This window comes from Erythrobacter sp. MTPC3, assembly GCF_042854385.1.
In the GTDB taxonomy this organism is placed as follows: Bacteria; Pseudomonadota; Alphaproteobacteria; order Sphingomonadales; family Sphingomonadaceae; genus Erythrobacter.
In genome coordinates, this window is record NZ_BTGP01000004.1 from 137,669 (window position 1) to 155,457 (window position 17,789).

Below are 17,789 nucleotides of genomic sequence, written 5' to 3' on the forward strand. Positions count from 1 at the left end.
GCAACCACAGGCGGCTAACCGCATCGCACCTATGGAATACATCTCCACCAGAGGAAGCGCGCCCGCGCTCGATTTCGAAGGCGTAACGCTTGCCGGACTGGCGAGCGATGGCGGACTCTATCTACCGCGCGAATGGCCGCGTTTCAGCGAGGCTGAGATCGCCGCGATGCGCGGGCTGGAATACTGGCAGTTGGCTGTCAGGGTGATGCAGCCTTTCGTCGGCGACAGTCTGACCGAGGAGGAACTGAGCGAGATCTGCAAATCGGTCTATTGCGGATCGTTCAGCCACGCAGCCGTGACGCCTCTTGTCCAGCTGGATCAGCGCAACTGGCTGCTAGAGCTGTTTCATGGGCCGACCCTCGCTTTCAAAGACGTGGCGCTGCAATTGCTGGGGCGGTTTTTTGATACGTTTCTTCGGCGGCGGGATGAACGGCTGACGATTGTCGGTGCGACCAGCGGTGATACCGGTTCTGCGGCGATCCGCGGCGTTATGGCGTCGGAATTCGTCGAGATTTTCATGCTCCATCCAAGGGGCAAGGTCAGCGATGTCCAGCGGCGCCAGATGACCACGGTGCGCGCGCCCAACGTCCACAACATGGCGATTGACGGCAGTTTCGATGACGCGCAGGCGCATGTGAAGCGGATGTTCGGCGATGCCGATGTGACAGGCACGCTCAATCTGGGCGCGGTCAACTCAATCAACTGGGCGCGGCTGATGGCGCAGGTGGTCTATTATTTCTACACCGCGCTGCAGCTGGGATCGCCTGAACGCAGAATCGTTTATTCTGTCCCGACCGGCAATTTCGGCGATGTGTTCGCAGGCTATGTCGCGGCGCAAATGGGGCTGCCGATTGAAAAGCTGATCGTCGCCACGAACGTTAATGACATCCTGCACCGAGCTTTGCTGAACGGCGATTATTCAGCCGGCGGCGTAACGGCCACGATCACGCCTTCGATGGACATTCAGGTCAGTTCCAATTTCGAACGCCTGCTGTTTGATTGCGGCGGACGAGACGGCGCGGCGATGGCCGAACAGATGCGTGCCTTTGAAAGCAGGAAGGCAATGGCGCTCACCAATTCTCAGCGGGACGGTGCGCGCGATCTATTCCTTAGCTGCGCTGCGGGTCAGGATGAAACCTCGCAGGCGATGCAATGGGCGCATCAGCAGACGGGCGAGGTGATCGACCCCCACACCGCCGTTGGCCTCCACGCGGCAATGGCTCTGGCCAAGGGCGGTGACTATTTCGATCCGGGACTGCCTGTCGTGACGCTGGCAACCGCGCATCCAGCGAAATTCCGCGACGCCGTTGAGCGGGCGACCGGGTTTCGCCCGGCACTGCCATCGCGCGTTGGCGACCTATTCGGGCGCGAGGAACATTTTACAGAGCTTGGCGGCGATTATGAGGCTGCACGCGATTTTGTGCTGCACAACGCCGCCCGCACCTGATGGCAGACATTGCGCCGCAGCCTGTCCTGATGGAATGCGCCGGTTGGGACGCTTACCGCCTGCTGGATAGCGGTGCGGGCCGCAAATTCGAAGCGTTCGGCCCGCACGCCTTCATCCGCCCTGAACCGCAGGCGCTATGGCAACCGCGCCTTGCCGAATGGCCCGCAGCGGGCGAGTTCATTCCCGGATCGGACGAAGATGGCGGTGGGCGCTGGCATATGGAGCAGACCTTGCCGGAAGACGGGTGGGATTTGAGCTGGAACGATGTCCGCTTTACCGCCCTCCCAACTCCGTTCCGTCACCTGCAATTCTTCCCCGACATGGCGCCCGTCTGGGACTGGATGCGTGATCGGCTGAGCGGCCGCGAGGACGCGGAAACGATGAACATGTTCGGCTACACGGGCCTCGGCACGCTCGCGCTGAGCAAACACGGGCGGGTCACACATGTCGATGCGTCGAAGAAATCGGTCGCGCAGGCGCGCGAGAATGCCGCGTTGTCGGGCATGGAGGACAGGCCGATCCGCTGGCTGGTCGACGATGCGGCCAAATTTGCCGCGCGCGAGGTGCGCCGCGAACGCCGGTATGACGGCATTATCCTCGATCCGCCCAAGTTTGGACGCGGTCCGAAGAATGAAACATGGCGGCTTGAAGACGGGTTGCCGGACCTGATCGGGGACTGTGCACAATTGCTTGATGACAAAAGCGCATTCCTGTTTCTGACCGTCTATGCCGTGCGCATGAGTTCAGTCGCGCTGGCCGGTCTGCTTGAGGAAAAACTGCGCCATTTGCCCGGCACCATCGAACACGGCGACCTGACCGTTCGCGAAGAGGGCGAAGGCGGGCGGTTATTGCCCACAGCAATCTTCGCACGTTGGAGCAATCCCCGCTAAAGGCTGCGCATGAACGATTCGCTGATCCTCGAAGTCGCCGATCTTGAAGTGGATGTCCTGACCGGCATCTATTCCGAAGAAACCGGCAAGCCGCAGCCGCTGCGGATCACCATTCAGGCCCGCTATGACATTGCGGACCGATATGATCCCGACACGCCGCTGGATGCGAGCAAGAATTACATGGACCTCAAATTTGCAGCTTCCGACGGCCTGCCAGAGGGCGTGCATTTCAAACTGATCGAAGCGGTCGCGGATCATATTTGCGAAAGCCTGTTTGTGCAGGATAAACGCGTGCAAGCGGTCACTGTAAAGATCGTGAAACTCGCCATTGCCGAGGCGAACGAAAAGATCGGCATCACGATGCACCGCGAACGCCCGAACGGCAGCTAAGGGCGGGTGATGCAAAGCGTGCTGGCAGTCGGCGAACTCCCCGATGGCGGGATCGAGGCGAGCGCAGTGTTTCACGAGAAATATCTGACGCAGGCGCAGGCCGCGCTCGCCGATGACAGCGTGACGGCACTCGCCATAACGATGCCCGCCGCCCCGTCTTCGCACGATGACTGGCGCACGGCACTGGCGCGCGATCTGGCACGGGCGCACTCTCCGAAGCGGGTGAACGTGGTTGGCGGCCCTCAGGGTGAGGCGATGGATGCGGCACTCGCATATTTGGGGGATGCGCAGGGCGTCACTGGACAGTATTGTCCCTTGCATGAAGCATGATCGAGGCAGCATGAATAGCGGCAAACCGGCACGCAAACCCGATCTGATCGCGGTCGGCGGCGGTGCCGCTCCGCTGGTCGATAAGTTCAGCCGATCCATCTCGTATCTGCGGCTGTCGGTGACGGATCGCTGCGATTTGCGCTGCTCTTATTGTATGCCCGAAAAGATGAAGTTCCTCCCGCGCAAGGAGGTGCTCACGCTTGAGGAGCTGTATGAACTCGCCACCGGCTTTATCGCGCGCGGCGTAACCAAAATCCGTATCACCGGCGGAGAACCGCTGGTGCGGCGCGATATCGCCGATCTGTTCACCGCGCTGGGGCGCCGGCTTGGCAATGGACTGCAAGAACTGACGCTCACCACGAACGCGACGCAGCTCGCCCAGCATGCCGATGCACTGGCGAGGGCAGGCGTGAAGCGGGTGAACATCTCGCTCGATACGATTGACCGTGACCGGTTTGCCGCGCTGACCCGCCGCGATGCCCTGCCACAGGTCCTGGAGGGGATCGCCGCTGCGAAATCGGCTGGCATGAAGGTCAAGCTGAATGCGGTCGCGCTTAAGGGCGTAAACGAAGATGAGCTGCCGGACCTTATCGCATGGGGCCATTCTCAGGGGCACGACGTGACCCTGATCGAGGTAATGCCGCTGGGTGATATCGAGGAAGACCGGCTCGACCAGTTTCTCTCGCTCGCCGAAGTGCGCACCCGTCTGGAGCGGCGCTGGACGCTGACCGATAACGATCACAATTCCGGCGGGCCTGCGCGGTATGTCGATATTGCGGAAACCGGTGGCAGGCTGGGGCTGATCACGCCGCTAACGGGCAATTTCTGCGCGAGTTGCAACCGCCTGAGAGTGACCGCAACGGGCCAGCTTTATCCCTGCCTTGGCGGGGCGGAGCGGGTCGATTTGCGTTCCGCTTTGCGGTCCGACGATCCTGAGCGCAATCTGGCCGAGGCGCTGTCACAGGCCATGATGATAAAGCCCGAGAAACACGATTTCCGCATGGAAAAACGCGGTGCGGCGCCAGCGCAGCCCCGGCACATGTCGATGACGGGCGGTTAAGCGGATGGCCGTTTCGATCCTGTTCCTCGGCCCATTAAGCGACCTTGCTGGCAAAGGCAGCTGCGATGTCGATGCACCGCTCGATTGGGACGGGCTGATCGCGGCGGTCGGCCCTGCCGTGGCCGAGCAGCTGCAAACGAAGCGCGTTAATATCGCCTGCGCGGGGCGGGTTCTTGCCGACAAAACAGCTCTCGCTGCGAAGGACGGAGACGAAGTGGCGCTGCTGCCGCCCGTTTCTGGCGGGTAATCGCGCGTGCAGACCGTCCGCCTTTTGACCGAGCCGTTTGCTCCCGGCGATCTGACCGGGGCGTTCACCACTGCGCATCCGGGGCTGGGCGGGGTGTGCACCTTTGTGGGCGAAGTGCGCGGCGAGGCGGATGTATCGGCGCTTGAGCTGATGCATTACGAACCGCTCACGCTCCCGGGCATGGAGGATCTCGCCGCGCATGCTCAGGATCGCTTCGATCTGATGGGACTGCTGATGGTGCACCGCATCGGCATTATGCGGCCGGGAGAGCCAATTGTATGTGTGTCTGCCGCCGCCCGCCACCGCAGGGGCGCGATCGATGCGGTCGATTTTTGCATGGATCATTTGAAGAGCGCCGCATGGTTCTGGAAACGCGAAAAACGCGGCGATGGCTGGCACTGGATCGAACCGAGAGACGCCGACTACAGCGATCTTGCGCGCTGGAAGACGAAATAATTCGTTCTGTTTGATCTGGATCAAGGTGGGGGCGGGCGCCCTCGCATAATTCTCCTCCCAACGAAGGAGAAGCCCCATGAGTAAACAGCTATACGACCACCTCGTCCGCGGCGAAGCCCGCATTGTCGATGCCCCTGCCGCACCGGTTCAGCCAAAGCGCAACCAGGTCGAGGGAGACCGCAATTTTGAGCTGCCGACTGCTCTCTATGGCATCACTGTCGGATGCTACCTCGGATTTATCGCACTGATGTTCGCCGCTTTCAGCGCCCCGGCGATGATTATCCCTGCTGTCATCTTTGCCGTATTCGTCGTCGCGGGATTCGGTGTTCCAGCGGTGTGGACCAGGCTGGCTGGCAATGACAGCAAGGCGATGACCATGGGAAAATTCAAAAATGCCGGCATCATGACTTACACCGGCCGCCTCGCGCCGCGCGATGCAGCGATCCAGATGCTGATCCTGCCGGTGCTTATCGTTCTTTGGGCCTGCGCCGTGATTGCGATTGCCGCTCTGGTGTAATTCAAGGGGCTTGATTGCCCAGACACCGGGATCGAGTGGGCGTTAAACAGCCTGCCTGCCGGACAAAGCCTGAAGAAGCGCGGGGTCGACCAGTTCGATCCCGCGTTTTCCTTTGCGCAGGATTGCGCCCGCCTCTTCCAGCTCGCCCAGTTTGCGGCTGACAGTTTCGATGGTCAGGCCCAGCATGTTGCCGATTTCTCCGCGAGTGAGCGGCAGTTCGAATGATTGCGCGAGATGGCACGACGAATCGCTCGCCGCAGCGGCGAAATCGTGGATCAGCGCTGCCAGCCGGGTCTCGGCATCCGCCTGCGCGGTCAATTCCAGCAAGCTGCGCGTGGCAAGCAGGTCTTCCTGACTGCGCCGCAGCAATGCGCGGGCGAGGGCGGGGTAGGTATCAATCGCCGCATCGATATCGCGGCGCGCAAACGTGCACAGCGTGCTTTGTGTAAGGGCCACCACGTCGTGATGCGCAAACGGGGCGAACAACTCGCCGATAAAGCCTGCCGGATGAACCAGAGAGAGAATCTGCTCGTTCCCGTCCTGATCGATGGCTGACACTTTCAATGCGCCAGAAATCAGCGTGGCACAGGCTGCGTCCTCGTCTCCGGCAGCAAACAGCATTTCGCCGCGTTTCAGCGTTCGCGTGCGGCCCGCCGCTGACAAGGCGTCGCGTTCTTCAGGAGTAAGGACGGCGCAGGCGGCGCTGTCTTTTACCGGGCAGGTTTCGCACATCAGGCTCATGATTGCAGGCGAGCCCAAAGCGTGTCGAGCGCGCTGTCCTGCGCATCAAGCAAAGTGGATATCTCCGCGCGCGCTGCATCGATATCGGCCTGCGGGGCAAAGGTGGTCGCGGCCTCGGCTTTCAACAGATCGAGGTCGCCGATAGCGAGCGCGGTATCGCTGCGCAGTGTGGCGAGATCGGCCAGCGCGACCAGCGCGAGCTGGCGGGCGTTGCTGTCGATTGATCGGCCCTGCGCGCTGCGGACCAGACGCTCTGTATCGCCGCGCGCGTTGGCGAAGCGCAATTGCGACTGGCGCGCGCTCTCCAGCAGGTCGGACAATTGCGCCGCAGATGCGACGGGGCGAATCGGTGACTGGGTTTCTGCGCTGGTCGGGGTGAACTGGCCGGATGCGCGCTCCACATCGCGGATCGCGAGCGAAGGATAGCGGCCGGTATCGCCAGCGCAGCCCGATAGCGTCACAATAACTGCAACCGGCAGTGAAATTGCGGGAGTGAGGCGTTTCATGATGGCTCTTCGATTACCACGTTGCTATGCCTGCGCATAGGCGAGGCCTCACAACGATACAAAATGTCGGCGCATTTGTAAGAATCTGGCCCGGCGGACGTTGACTTGATGCAGCCTTTCCCTTAACGGCGACCATCTTTCCGACGCTGCATCTGTTGCAGCGCCGCATTGCCGTTTGATTGACACGGAACCGTCCGAGCCAAATCAGACACGCCAAGAGATTGAGAGTATAAGCCATGTTCGCGATAGTGCGCACGGGCGGCAAGCAATATCGGGTTGCCGCCGGAGACAAAATTGCCGTTGAGAAACTTGCTGGCGAAGCCGGTGATACCATTACGCTGGGCGACGTTCTGCTCGCGGGCGAAGGTGACAATGTCGCTGACGCTTCGAAAGTAAGTGTTTCGGCAGAAATCATCGCTCAAGCGAAGAGCGAAAAGGTCGTCGTTTTCAAAAAGCGACGCCGCCACAACTATCGCCGCAAGGCCGGTCATCGTCAGCAGATGACCCTGCTGCGCATCACCGACGTCGGTGAAGGTGCGAAAAAGGCTCCGGCGAAGAAGGCCGCTGCTCCCAAGACGGAAGCAGCCCCTGCGACCGAAGCGAAAGCTGCACCTGCGAAGAAGGCTCCGGCCGAAAAGCCAGAAGCCAAAGGCGCGGCAGCAGAAGCGAAAGCGACCGCAACCGAAGCAAAGAAGACAGCACCGGCTAAAAAACCCGCCGCCAAGAAAGCCCCAGCCAAGAAAGCGCCTGCCAAAAAAGCAGCGCCCAAGGCTGACGACAGCAAGTAAGGATCAGGACCCATGGCACATAAAAAAGCAGGCGGTTCATCGCGTAACGGTCGCGACTCAGCAGGTCGCCGCCTTGGTGTGAAAAAGTTCGGCAGCGAAGGCGTTGTTGCGGGCAATATTATCGTGCGTCAGCGCGGGACCAAGTTCTATCCGGGCACCAATGTCGGGATGGGCAAGGACCACACCCTATTTGCGCTCGAGCACGGCGTGGTGCGATTCCACAAAGGCAAACAGGGCCGCAAATACGTGTCGGTAGACGCACTGGCCGAAGCAGCCGAATAACCGGACTACTCGCGAAAGGGGTCGTCCGTCAGGACGGTCCCAGCCGATCACATCGGCAGACGTAGAGGGAGATGGGGCTTTCCTGATTACCAGGGAGCCCATCTCCCTCTTGTCGTTTCTCCCTCACACGTCGGCGCATCTGCAAAGAAATTTGCGTGTGTCGCCATGCAAATGTCACGCACCGGTTCTAATTGGCCGAGGCGGGGCGATGAGGAGAGAAATCGTGTTCCACCGCAGTGCCAGATTGCTGTTGAGACCCCCTTGGCCAGAGGACTGGAATATCGTCCTTGGCGGGATTGCGGATGAAGGCGTGGTGCGTAACCTCGCCAGAGCTCCGTGGCCTTATAACGCCGAGGATGCGCGCAAATTCGTGCAGCTTCCCGTTACTCCGCAGCATCCGCGATTCCTCATCACCCGCGCGCGCGACGCGGCGTTGGTCGGTTGTATCGGAATTGATGTGCGTGATGGCAATGCCAGCGGCGAAACCGAACTGGGATACTGGATTGCGCGGCCATATTGGGGGCAAGGCTACGCCACGGAAGCGGGCCGTGCGGTCTTGGATATCGCCCGAATGCTGGGACACGAGCGGATCGTCGCATCGCATTTCCTCGACAATCCTGCCTCGGGCAAAGTGCTGGAAAAGCTCGGTTTCGAGGCCACCGGACGCATTGTGGAGCGGCATTCATGCGGACGCGGTGCGAAGGCTCCGACCGCAGAATATGAGCTCAAACTGGTGGAAAATTCCGATTCGGATGTAAGTCAGGCGGCCTGATGCTCATGAAAAAGCCCCGGCGCTCGTCCTGAGCGCCGGGGCTTTTCAATTTCAAACGCAAATCGCTGTATTATTCGGCGGGCATCACTGCATCAGAATACGGGCTTTCCCATTTCTGGATCAGATCGCGGTCATCGTGCTGCCACGGGTGAAAGCTGGGTTTAAGGATGCTCGCCCATTCAAAGAACATGCGGCGCATCATGCCGGGCTTCCACCAGAGAAACGCGTAGAGTTTCCGCTTTGCCTGACTGCGGGAATAGCCGTCCTGTTCCAGCAGGCCAATGGCATCGCGAATGCGGTTGCCGAAATATTTCTTGGTAATGAGCGCAGCAATCAGCGCGCGTGTCTTATACCGTTTCCAACTGCTCCAATCGCGCGTCGCGTGCAGCCACACGTCATAGACCAGCCCCTTGTGCTCGATCTCTTCGGTGGCGTGCCAGCGCCAGACCTCGGCTGCGACTGGATCGGCGTCTTTAAGGTAATCGGGATATTCCAGCAGGTGGCGGCTGATGATCGCGGCAAAATGTTCAAGCGCGATGGTGATCGCGAGGTTGAACTCCTTAGGGCGGCCTTCTGTCAGCGCGAGCATTGCCTGAATGCCCTGATCGATGCTTTCAACGTTGTAACCATGATCGGATACAAGCCGATTGAACGCGACATGTTCGCGAGTGTGATTGATCTCTTGTGTGGTAAAGGCCTTCACCTCGCGCGCCAGCTTTGGCGGGAGGTCGTCTCGGAACAGTCGCAAGGTGTCGATGAAGAATGCCTCACCGCGCGGCAGGCTGGCGGAAACCGAATTGTACCAGGCAGTTGCCACAGGATCGCCCGAATGCCAGTGGCGCGGGACCATTGCCTCTCGCGGGAATCGTTCGTTACGAACAATCAGCTCATGTTCTTCCGGCGTTGCGGTTCCGCGTGCCAAACCAAGGTCTTGCGCCGCATTTTCGGGGGCTTCGACATGCGTTTTGCGGTCGAGATCGAATGAGGTTTGCTTGTTCATGGCTTAACTTTTTATTAGGGACATCCGTTAATGACAAGTCGTAAGAGGTTAACGCCCGAAGAATCGCGCAGTTCCGCCCTGGAAGCGGCGCGGGCGCTTCTGATCGAAACAGGTCCGCAATCGGTCACGCTAAAGGCTGTGGCCGGGCGAATCGGGCGCACCCACGCCAATTTGCTGCACCATTTCGGATCGGCATCAGGCCTGCAAAAGGCGCTGGCCGAACATCTGGCAAAAACGGTGTGCGAAACCATCATAGACGCCGTCCGCGCAAGCCGGGCGGGGCTGGGGTCAGCCCGCGAGGTCGTGGATCTGGCTTTCGATGCGTTCGACCGCGAAGGGGCAGGCGCGCTCACCAGCTGGATGCTGCTGACGGGTAACGAAGACGCGCTCAATCCGATTATCAGCACCATTCACGATCTGGTGGACGAGATCGCGCCGGATGAGGCGCTGACACACCGCGACGATATGCACATTCACGAAGACACGCTTAGCCTGGTGCTTCTGGCGCTGGGCGATGCGCTGATCGGGGCTGCGCTGGCCAAATCGCTGGGTCTGCCGCGTGATACGGCGCGGGACAGGGCGGCCGCCAATCTCGAGGCATCCCTAGCCGAGCATTATCAGATATAGGCTATTGCGTGATGCCTGCGGCTTGCCAATCAGGGAGTGCCGCCGGGTCCAGATCGGCAACGCGCAGGTGATCCACCGCTTTGCCAATATCGGGGTAAGCCGTTTTGCGGCGCTTTTCATCAGACGCTGCAATCGGGACGACCACCAGCCGGCGATTGACCTTTTGCCGCCAATTCATCCGCGCGGTGTTTTCCTGACCGATATAGCAGCCCTTTTCAAAACTGACGCCGTTGAGTTCCACCGCATTGGTTTCCAGCCACAGGACGTCGCCCAGTTCTTCGCGGCCTTCAGCAACCCCCTGATCGAGCCGGTGAGACAAATACAGATCGTCTCCGCTTGCGGCCTCTGACGCAGGGGCTACCGCGCGAAATCCGAGTTCAGGTAGCCTGGGGTCCGGCACTCCGCCGTCAAATTGCGACGCGCTCCAGTAAACCGCCAGATCATCGCTGCGCGCAATGTCGATTTCGCGGCGCAGCCGGTAAAGCGACAGCCGCTTGGCAAGATCGTCTGCCGCCTGCGCCTCGCAATCCAGCAGCAGTTCACCCGAAGCGCCGGCCCATACGAAAAAATCGAACATCGCCTTGCCCTGCGCGCTCAGCAGTGCGGCATAGACGGGTAGTTCGCCTGAGACATCGTTGGTCACCAGCCCTTGCAGAAACGCGGCGACATCCTCATCCGGGGTGCGCGGCGCAATCCGCACGATGGCGCGGCTTTTCAAAATCTTGGCTGACATAATTACGAAACTCTCTGCAAAACGGCGGCGGCGAGTTTTTCGCCCAGGTCTGGCCCTTGTTCAGGATAGAGATAGGGTTCGATCATCTCCGCTTCCATAACCATCAGCCCGCCATCCTCTGCGCGCAGCATGTCGATACGTGCATAAAGCGGCGCGGGGAACGGCAGTGCGCGGATAATTGCGGCGGCGGCATCCGCTTCGTCCGCCGAGGGCGCATACACGCTTTCGATCCCGCCATAGAGCGACTGGATGCGGTAATCGCCTGCTGCCGGCACTTTGCGCAGAGCATGGCTGAACGCGCCGTCGATGAAGATGAAGCTCAACTCACCCTCTTCGGCAATGGCCGGGAGGAACGGCTGGAGCATCGCGCGGTGGCCAAAAGTCCATCCGGTTTCGGGCAAAGCTTCGCGGCGCAGCAACACCTGATCTATCGCGCCCGCACCCACCTGACGTTTCACCACCAGCGTGTCGCACTCAAATTCATTCATCGCTGACTGCGCGTCGGCAGGGGTGACATCATTCAGCCAGATCGTGGGTATGGTGCGCGCGCCCCGTAACGCCAGTTCTTTCAGATAGGTTTTCGACGCATTCCAGCGAACGGGGCTGGACGAATTGCAGACGATTATGCCGCGTTTCTCCAAACCTTCCAGCTTGGCGAGGAATGCCTCCGCCTTGTCCTGATAATCCCACGCCGTCCCCAGCATCACAAGAGCCAGCCCGTCAAATTCTGCCAGCGGCGCCTCCCAATCGATGACGCGCAGCTCCAGCCCCTTTGCCGCGAAAGCTGGCTCCAGCGCAGCGATCATCAGGTCGTGCTCAAACGCGTCGCCGCGGCGTTCTCCGGCGCTGGGCAGGGTGGTTTCGCAGGCGAGAAATCCGATGGCTGTCATGCACTGTCCCATATGCGCGGACAGCGGGGCTGGAAAGAGGCGGCTTGGCTGCTTAAGGGGGGCAGCATGACCGATACGCTGACAATCCGCCGCCCTGATGACTGGCACCTGCATTTCCGCGATGGAGAGATCATGCGCGGCGTGGTGCCGTATACTGCGCGCCAGTTTGCCCGCGCGATTGTGATGCCGAACCTGACGCCGCCGGTCACGACGGCGCAGCTTGCGCAGGAATATCGCGAGCGTATTCGGGCCGCGACACCGGCAGGCACCGCGTTTGAGCCGCTGATGACGTGCTATCTCACCGATACGACTGATCCCGACGATCTGGCGCGCGGCGCAGCGCAAGGCGTGTTTACGGCAGCAAAGCTTTACCCGGCCAACGCCACCACCAATTCGGCGAGCGGGGTAAGCGATGTTGCCAAGCTTTATCCGGTGCTGGAGCGGATGGAGGCGGACGGCATAGTCCTTTGCATCCACGGGGAGGTGACGGACCACGATATCGACGTGTTCGACCGGGAGGCTATATTTATCGAGCGGCATTTGCGCGCAATCGTGCGTGACTTTCCGAAACTGAAGGTGGTGTTTGAGCACATCACGACCGCCGACGCGGTGCAATTTGTCGAGCAGGCGGGCGAGAATGTCGCGGCGACAATCACACCCCAGCACCTCCACATCAACCGCAACGCCATGCTGGTTGGCGGGATACAGCCGCACAATTATTGCTTGCCCGTCGCAAAGCGTGAGACGCACCGGCTGGCGCTGCGCAAGGCGGCCACATCCGGCTCGCCCAAATTCTTCCTTGGCACGGACAGCGCGCCGCATCTGCGCGGGGACAAGGAAAGCGATTGCGGATGCGCAGGCATTTTTGGCGCTCCCTATGCGCTCGAAAGCTATCTCACCGTCTTCGATGAAGAGGGTGCGCTGGACCAGTTTGAGGCGTTTGCTTCGCTGAATGGACCCGCTTTTTACGGGCTGCCGGTGAATGAGGATCGCATCACGCTGGAACGGGCGGAGATTGCCGTGCCGCAGGAACTGGATCTTGCCGGGGCGACGATTGTGCCGTGGCATGGCGGGCAGACCATCGGCTGGCGGATAGCGGATTAGGCGGGCTGCGCGGCCCGGCGGCTTTTCGCCCAAAGGTCGCCCATGAATATCGCAACCGCAATCCAGATCAGCACAAAACTGCCGAGCTGCGCGGGCTTCAGTTCCTCTCCGAACACCGTCAGGCCCAGAATGAAGACGATCGTGGGGGCAAGGTACTGAATGAAGCCAAGGGTCGAATATTTCATTCGCTTTGCCGCAATCGCGAACAGCAGGAGCGGCACAGCGGTAACGACGCCGGAAAATGCGATCACCGCGCTAAGGAATGCGTCCGTGCCAAAGGCTGAGCCGGCCGCGCTGCCAGCATACCACATCGCAATGCCAGAGGCGGGCAGCAGCAGGATTGCGCTTTCAATGGTAAGTCCGGGCAGCGATCCGACAGGTACTTGTTTGCGCACAATACCATAAAGGCCAAAGCTGAAAGCAAGGCTGAGGCTGATCCAAAGCGTTGTCAGCGCGCCGATTGCCAGCAGCGCGACCGCCGTCGCGGCAATCGCCACGGCCAGCCATTGCAACCGGCTTAGCCGCTCACCCAGCAGCAGGGTGCCCAGCAGCACATTGAGCAGCGGGTTCAGGTAATAGCCAAGGCTGGCCGCGTAGACTTGGTTCTGCATGATCGCCCAGATGTAGACGAACCAGTTGATCGCGATCAGCAGCGCGCTGGCAAACAGCGCGAGCAGCGTGCGGCGATTGGTGAGGGCCGCTTTTAAAGCGGGAAATTGGCGGCGCAGCGCGACGATCAAAAGGCAGAATGGCAGCGTCCAGATGATCCGCCAGCTGACAAACTCGAACGGCGGCACGGTGGTGACCAGCAGCAGGTAAAGCGGCAGGAAGCCCCACATCACATACGCTGCCAACGCGGCGGGAAGGCCGGAGGGTTCGGCGCTATCGGATGCCGCTGATGCTGGGGGAAGTGTTGCCATGAACTATTCGCCCTAAGCGCAGCGCGCAGCGGCGGCAAGCAGGCAAAGTGGCATTTCGAAACTGAACGGCGGCTTTCAAAACGGATTGCAGCGCGTTCAGATTACTTACCCTATACATGAACAACAAGATCGGGAGACGCTGGCAAGCCAACACTTTCCATGCCGATCCCCACCTGCTTGGGCCAATCCCACCAATGGCCTAAGACGCGGCATCTGCCGCAGGGAACGCCTTCATGCCCCTTGGGGTATGGAGGCGTTTTTGTGTGCGGATTAGCCGGTGTTGCGCACGCAGGGATGGGCGAATTTTAACCCGTCTGCGTTAGGGGCTAGGGCATGATGTCGCCGCGCGCTTTCCTTGCTGCACAGATCGCCTGCCTCACAGGGTTTGCGATGCTGGCTGCCTGCGCTCCCGAAGCGGCCGAAAGCGACGGCGATGCAGCTGAGATCCGCGATCCGGTGATGGCGCGCGCGCTTAATGATCCGCTGATGTCCGATCCTGACCTTTCGCATCTCAACGAAGCAAACGCCGCGCTCACCATCCGATACGATATGGCGCTGCCCCCGCTGACCAGTTCGCCAGAGCTGGCGAGCAGGGCGCGCGAGGTTGCGCTGGCGCAATTGCTGACGGGCGGCCCGATAGCCGATATTCCGCAGGCCCAAACGGCAGGCGCGCCGCAATCGCTGGCCGCGCTGCGATATGCAGGCGACATTGCCAAGGCGGCTGGCAGCCCCGCTAACTGCGCCGACCTGCTGACAGACAGCCTCGACTGGGCGGCGAAAATGCCGGATGCTGCGATGATCATGCCGCACGGCATGGTGCAGCAGGCAGCTGGCACCGATGCGGGCAATTGCAGCCTCCGCGTGGTCCGATATCTGACCCCGGCTGCGCCGCAGGACGTCCTCCAATGGCATTTTGCGAAAGCCGATCGCGCGCGGTTAGATACGCGCATTTACCGCGCAGAAGATGAAGTGATGATTGCCGATGGTCGGACAGCGCGGGTGATCATGCACACCCGGCCTGCGCAGGGCGGTTTGGCCGCCGTCGATCTGATTTACTGGACGAAAGCGGGCTGACAGGCCTGCGCGGGCCGCGTCACTCTTTCAAGCCGACGCCGATGGTGGCGCGCGGTTGCTCCATCTCCGTGCTTGCGACGGGATAGGCGCAATAGTCCGCAGCATAGAACGCCGCAGGCCGGTGATTGCCGGAGAGGCCAATGCCGCCAAACGGAGCGGATGACGATGCGCCGTTTGTGGGCCTGTTCCAGTTGATGATACCGGCGCGGATATTGGCCCAGAACCGCCCGTAATCCTCTGGCGATCCGCCTATTAGTGAAGCGGACAGACCAAATCGGGTGTTGTTCGCCTCGGTAATGCCGGCGTCGAGGTCCGGCACGCGGATGACTTGCAGGATCGGGCCGAACAATTCGATATCGGGCCGGTCCGGCATGTCGGTCGTGTCGATAATGCCGGGCGTCAGGAACGGTTTGTCCGCATCGGGGCGTTTCAGATGCGTCAGCGGCTTTCCGCCAGCGGTGACGAGCGCGAGAAAACTCTCGCCGAGAAGGTCGGCCGTCTCGTTGTCGATCACCGGACCCATGAAGGGCTGCGGATCGTCGAGCGGATCGCCCACGATCAGTTTTTTGGTGAGCGGGATCAGTTCCGCCATCAGGTCATCGAACACCTCGTCCAGCACGATCAGACGGCGCGCTGCCGTGCATCGCTGGCCTGCGGTCATGAACGCGCTTTGCACGATCAACACGGCGGCATCCTGCAATTTAGGCGTGGGCATGACGACCATCGGATTGTTACCGCCCATTTCCAGCGCGACGATCTTCCCCGGATTGGTGGCCAGTTTGCGGTTGATCGCGATGCCTGCATTGGCAGAGCCGGTGAACAGCACACCATCGATGCCGGGATGCGCGACCAGTTTCTTGCCCTCGTCAGGCCCGCCGATAAGGACCTGCACGACGCCTTCGGGAAATTCCGCCTTGCGAAAACATTCGACCAGTGCAGCGCCGACTGCGGGCGTTTTTTCAGACGGTTTGAAAATCACGACATTGCCCGCGATCAGCGCGGGAATGATATGTCCGTTGGGAAGGTGCGCCGGAAAATTGTACGGACCCAGAACTGCCATTGCGCCGTGCGGTTTGTGCCTGACAGATGCTGTGCCGCCCAAACCGCTGTCGAGTTTTTTTTGCCCGGTACGTTCTGCATAGGCGGTGACCGAGATATCGACCTTGTTGATGACGGCCTGGACCTCGGTCCTGGCCTCCCAAAGCGGTTTTCCAGCTTCGCGTGCGATCAGTTCGGCAAGGCCGTCAGCTTCTTTCCGCACTTCATTGGCGAACCGGTGGGCCAATTCTATCCGATTGGTGAGCGGGCGTGCGGCCCATGATGGCCATGCGCGCCGGGCGGCGCTGACGCAGGCATCGACATCGCCGATTGCGCCTTGCCACAATTCCTCACCCGTCGCAGGATCATAAGATATCAGCATGTTATTGGTCACGCTTTACAACTTCCCCCCGGATGTAACGCACTTGCTCTCCATGATGACAAATCAGCAAAGGGGCAAGCTTTGGCCAATCCGGTAATGCGAGCGGCGTGGAAAAGATAGGGCTGACGCGCAATTGAAATGGGGCGTGCCGGGGACAGCGTTACCCGGGTTAGGCGCGCTGGCTCATCCGGGGCGAGCATGACCTGCGGGTTCCGGCGGCTCCCCGTGTGCTTCGCCCATGCGTCGCAGCTGGGCGATCTTGTTGTCGAGGACGGACCAATCATCCCGCTGGTCGATGGCGGACCAGATGGCCTCTACCTCTTCGATCAGCATGGATTGCGGCGCTGCATCGGACCAGTATTCATGGCCGTCCGCCACGCTTTCATACCCGGCGAGTGCGTCGGCCAGATCCCCCTCGGCATGGCCGCGCCCGCCGCGATGCGTAAAGAAAAACGCGCCGGGTCCGATCGCCGCATCGCGCATATGCTGCTCGCATGTCGAAACGAGGGCCGTATCCGCTTCGGCCCCGCGCGGCTGCACGCCCAGCCGCCAGCACCAGCGCCGCGCAATTGCTGCCATGTACAGATCACCGAAACGGTTCATCGCGGCCACCAATGGCTCGGTATCGGCCAGCAATCTCAAAGCCACGGCCAGCTGTCCGCAATTCCAGTGCAGCGCCTCTGGCTGGCGGCCAAAGGCGTATAGGCCGCCGTGGTCGAAATAGGCGGCGGTAAATCCGGGGTTCCAGGTCGGCAGCCAGCGCCACGGCCCGTAATCGAAGCTTTCGCCGGCGATATTCATGTTATCAGTGTTGAGCACGCCGTGGACGAAACCTGCGACCATGTAACTGGCCGCAAGATCGGCCATCCGCTCGACCACCTGATGCAGCAGGATAACCGCGGGTTCATCGCGTCCCGGCGCATCGTCTGGCGGCAAGGGGCCGGGGAATTGCGTCAGGCAGTAATCCACCAATTGCGCCATATTGTCAGCGTCTTCGAGCGCGACAAGGCGCTGAAACGTGCCGATGCGGATGTGCGAATGGTTCAGCCGGACCATGACGGCGGACCGTGTGGGCGAGGGTTCATCGCCGCGCTGCAATTGTTCACCAGTTTCGACGACGGAGAATGTCTTGGACGTGTTCACGCCCAACGCTTCGAGCATTTCGGTGGCCAGAATTTCGCGCACCGCGCCCTTCAGCGTCAAACGCCCGTCACCTGCGCGGCTGTAGGGCGTTTGGCCTGAACCTTTCGTGCCGAGATCCAGCAACCGCCCGTCCGCGCCGCGCATCTGGGCGAACAGAAACCCGCGTCCATCGCCGATATCGGGATTGTAAACGCGGAACTGGTGCCCGTGATATTTCAGCGCGAGCGGCCGGGGCAGGTTGCCATCCAGCGGTTCAAACCGGCCGAAATGCCTGATCCACGCGGCATCATCGAGGCTGTCCAACCCCACCGATGCCGCCCAGCGATCGTTGCGAAACCGCATTATGGTTTCGGGAAAGTCCGCAGCCTCCACCGGCGCGCCGATCCAGTCGGCAAGCGCGGTAATGGCAGGGTCGGCGATGTACCTCGAAGGTTGCGGTTCTGCTCGCATCC

The 17,789-nt window shown here is 60.9% G+C and carries 22 protein-coding genes; 14 read left to right on the plus strand and 8 right to left on the minus strand.

Annotation, left to right across the window (positions count from 1 at the left end; translation table 11 throughout):
• Positions 1-31 precede the first annotated feature (31 nt).
• The 8 genes from thrC (at position 32) to ACGHU1_RS07300 (ending at position 5,337) form a co-directional block, all read left to right on the plus strand.
• Positions 32-1,447 carry a threonine synthase gene (thrC, locus tag ACGHU1_RS07265; RefSeq protein ID WP_390585548.1) on the plus strand — a complete coding sequence of 472 codons (1,416 nt, stop codon included), beginning with the start codon at positions 32-34 and terminating at the stop codon, positions 1,445-1,447.
• A complete protein-coding gene (locus ACGHU1_RS07270; protein WP_390585160.1) occupies positions 1,447-2,337 on the plus strand; it encodes a class I SAM-dependent methyltransferase in 891 nt (296 codons plus the stop codon). Before thrC ends, ACGHU1_RS07270 begins: the two co-directional genes overlap by 1 nt.
• A 9-nt stretch (positions 2,338-2,346) precedes the next feature.
• Entirely contained in the window at positions 2,347-2,727 is a 381-nt protein-coding gene (locus tag ACGHU1_RS07275) for a dihydroneopterin aldolase (RefSeq protein ID WP_390585163.1), read from the plus strand.
• Between the two features lie 9 nt (positions 2,728-2,736).
• Positions 2,737-3,057, plus strand: coding sequence for a Rossmann fold domain-containing protein (locus ACGHU1_RS07280; RefSeq protein ID WP_390585166.1), 321 nt, complete (start codon positions 2,737-2,739; stop codon positions 3,055-3,057).
• A 10-nt stretch (positions 3,058-3,067) separates the two neighbouring features.
• Complete coding sequence (gene moaA, locus ACGHU1_RS07285; protein ID WP_390585168.1) at positions 3,068-4,117, plus strand: GTP 3',8-cyclase MoaA; 1,050 nt, start codon at positions 3,068-3,070, stop codon at positions 4,115-4,117.
• Positions 4,118-4,121: 4 nt separating this feature from the next.
• Positions 4,122-4,364: a MoaD/ThiS family protein gene (locus tag ACGHU1_RS07290; protein ID WP_390585170.1), complete on the plus strand. Its 243-nt coding sequence runs from the start codon at positions 4,122-4,124 to the stop codon at positions 4,362-4,364.
• A 6-nt stretch (positions 4,365-4,370) separates the two neighbouring features.
• A complete protein-coding gene (locus ACGHU1_RS07295; protein ID WP_390585172.1) occupies positions 4,371-4,820 on the plus strand; it encodes a molybdenum cofactor biosynthesis protein MoaE in 450 nt (149 codons plus the stop codon).
• A gap of 76 nt (positions 4,821-4,896) precedes the next feature.
• Positions 4,897-5,337, plus strand: a complete 441-nt coding sequence (locus tag ACGHU1_RS07300; RefSeq protein ID WP_390585175.1) for a hypothetical protein — start codon at positions 4,897-4,899, stop codon at positions 5,335-5,337.
• A gap of 42 nt (positions 5,338-5,379) precedes the next feature.
• Here ACGHU1_RS07300 and ACGHU1_RS07305 read toward each other — a convergent pair whose 3' ends face one another.
• Together ACGHU1_RS07305 and ACGHU1_RS07310 are read right to left on the minus strand one after the other, a co-directional pair.
• Positions 5,380-6,078, minus strand: coding sequence for a Crp/Fnr family transcriptional regulator (locus ACGHU1_RS07305; protein ID WP_390585176.1), 699 nt, complete (start codon positions 6,076-6,078; stop codon positions 5,380-5,382).
• A complete protein-coding gene (locus tag ACGHU1_RS07310) occupies positions 6,075-6,584 on the minus strand; it encodes a hypothetical protein (protein WP_390585178.1) in 510 nt (169 codons plus the stop codon). Before ACGHU1_RS07310 ends, ACGHU1_RS07305 begins: the two co-directional genes overlap by 4 nt.
• A 236-nt stretch (positions 6,585-6,820) precedes the next feature.
• On the opposite strand from ACGHU1_RS07310, the gene rplU reads away from it, so the two are divergent.
• The 3 genes from rplU (at position 6,821) to ACGHU1_RS07325 (ending at position 8,426) form a co-directional block, all read left to right on the plus strand.
• Positions 6,821-7,372: a 50S ribosomal protein L21 gene (gene rplU, locus ACGHU1_RS07315; protein WP_390585181.1), complete on the plus strand. Its 552-nt coding sequence runs from the start codon at positions 6,821-6,823 to the stop codon at positions 7,370-7,372.
• Between the two features lie 12 nt (positions 7,373-7,384).
• Entirely contained in the window at positions 7,385-7,654 is a 270-nt protein-coding gene (gene rpmA, locus ACGHU1_RS07320) for a 50S ribosomal protein L27 (RefSeq protein ID WP_390585183.1), read from the plus strand.
• A gap of 208 nt (positions 7,655-7,862) precedes the next feature.
• Positions 7,863-8,426 (plus strand): GNAT family N-acetyltransferase, encoded by a 564-nt coding sequence (locus tag ACGHU1_RS07325; RefSeq protein ID WP_390585186.1) that lies wholly within the window; start codon positions 7,863-7,865, stop codon positions 8,424-8,426.
• 70 nt (positions 8,427-8,496) lie between these two features.
• Here the strand turns inward: ACGHU1_RS07325 and ACGHU1_RS07330 are convergent, their stop codons facing one another.
• Entirely contained in the window at positions 8,497-9,426 is a 930-nt protein-coding gene (locus ACGHU1_RS07330) for a metal-dependent hydrolase (RefSeq protein ID WP_390585187.1), read from the minus strand.
• A 30-nt stretch (positions 9,427-9,456) separates the two neighbouring features.
• On the opposite strand from ACGHU1_RS07330, the gene ACGHU1_RS07335 reads away from it, so the two are divergent.
• Positions 9,457-10,053 carry a TetR/AcrR family transcriptional regulator gene (locus ACGHU1_RS07335; RefSeq protein WP_390585189.1) on the plus strand — a complete coding sequence of 199 codons (597 nt, stop codon included), beginning with the start codon at positions 9,457-9,459 and terminating at the stop codon, positions 10,051-10,053.
• Between the two features lies 1 nt (position 10,054).
• Here the strand turns inward: ACGHU1_RS07335 and ACGHU1_RS07340 are convergent, their stop codons facing one another.
• Together ACGHU1_RS07340 and ACGHU1_RS07345 are read right to left on the minus strand one after the other, a co-directional pair.
• Complete coding sequence (locus ACGHU1_RS07340; protein ID WP_390585192.1) at positions 10,055-10,786, minus strand: YgfZ/GcvT domain-containing protein; 732 nt, start codon at positions 10,784-10,786, stop codon at positions 10,055-10,057.
• A gap of 2 nt (positions 10,787-10,788) precedes the next feature.
• Positions 10,789-11,676 carry a RimK family alpha-L-glutamate ligase gene (locus ACGHU1_RS07345; RefSeq protein ID WP_390585194.1) on the minus strand — a complete coding sequence of 296 codons (888 nt, stop codon included), beginning with the start codon at positions 11,674-11,676 and terminating at the stop codon, positions 10,789-10,791.
• Positions 11,677-11,742: 66 nt separating this feature from the next.
• Between ACGHU1_RS07345 and pyrC the strand changes: the two genes are divergently transcribed.
• The gene (gene pyrC, locus ACGHU1_RS07350) at positions 11,743-12,780 is read left to right on the plus strand and encodes a dihydroorotase (RefSeq protein WP_390585197.1); all 1,038 of its coding nucleotides are present in this window, start codon (positions 11,743-11,745) and stop codon (positions 12,778-12,780) included.
• Here pyrC and rarD read toward each other — a convergent pair.
• Complete coding sequence (rarD, locus tag ACGHU1_RS07355) at positions 12,777-13,700, minus strand: EamA family transporter RarD (protein WP_390585200.1); 924 nt, start codon at positions 13,698-13,700, stop codon at positions 12,777-12,779. The genes pyrC and rarD overlap by 4 nt on opposite strands.
• Positions 13,701-14,033: 333 nt before the next feature.
• Here rarD and ACGHU1_RS07360 point away from each other — a divergent pair, with 333 nt between their 5' ends.
• On the plus strand, positions 14,034-14,774 hold the full coding sequence (locus tag ACGHU1_RS07360; RefSeq protein ID WP_390585203.1) for a hypothetical protein: 741 nt from the start codon (positions 14,034-14,036) through the stop codon (positions 14,772-14,774).
• Between the two features lie 19 nt (positions 14,775-14,793).
• Here ACGHU1_RS07360 and astD read toward each other — a convergent pair whose 3' ends face one another.
• Together astD and ACGHU1_RS07370 are read right to left on the minus strand one after the other, a co-directional pair.
• The gene (gene astD, locus ACGHU1_RS07365; RefSeq protein WP_390585550.1) at positions 14,794-16,194 is read right to left on the minus strand and encodes a succinylglutamate-semialdehyde dehydrogenase; all 1,401 of its coding nucleotides are present in this window, start codon (positions 16,192-16,194) and stop codon (positions 14,794-14,796) included.
• Positions 16,195-16,377: 183 nt separating this feature from the next.
• Positions 16,378-17,787: a protein adenylyltransferase SelO gene (locus ACGHU1_RS07370; RefSeq protein WP_390585553.1), complete on the minus strand. Its 1,410-nt coding sequence runs from the start codon at positions 17,785-17,787 to the stop codon at positions 16,378-16,380.
• Between the last annotated feature and the right edge of the window lie 2 nt (positions 17,788-17,789).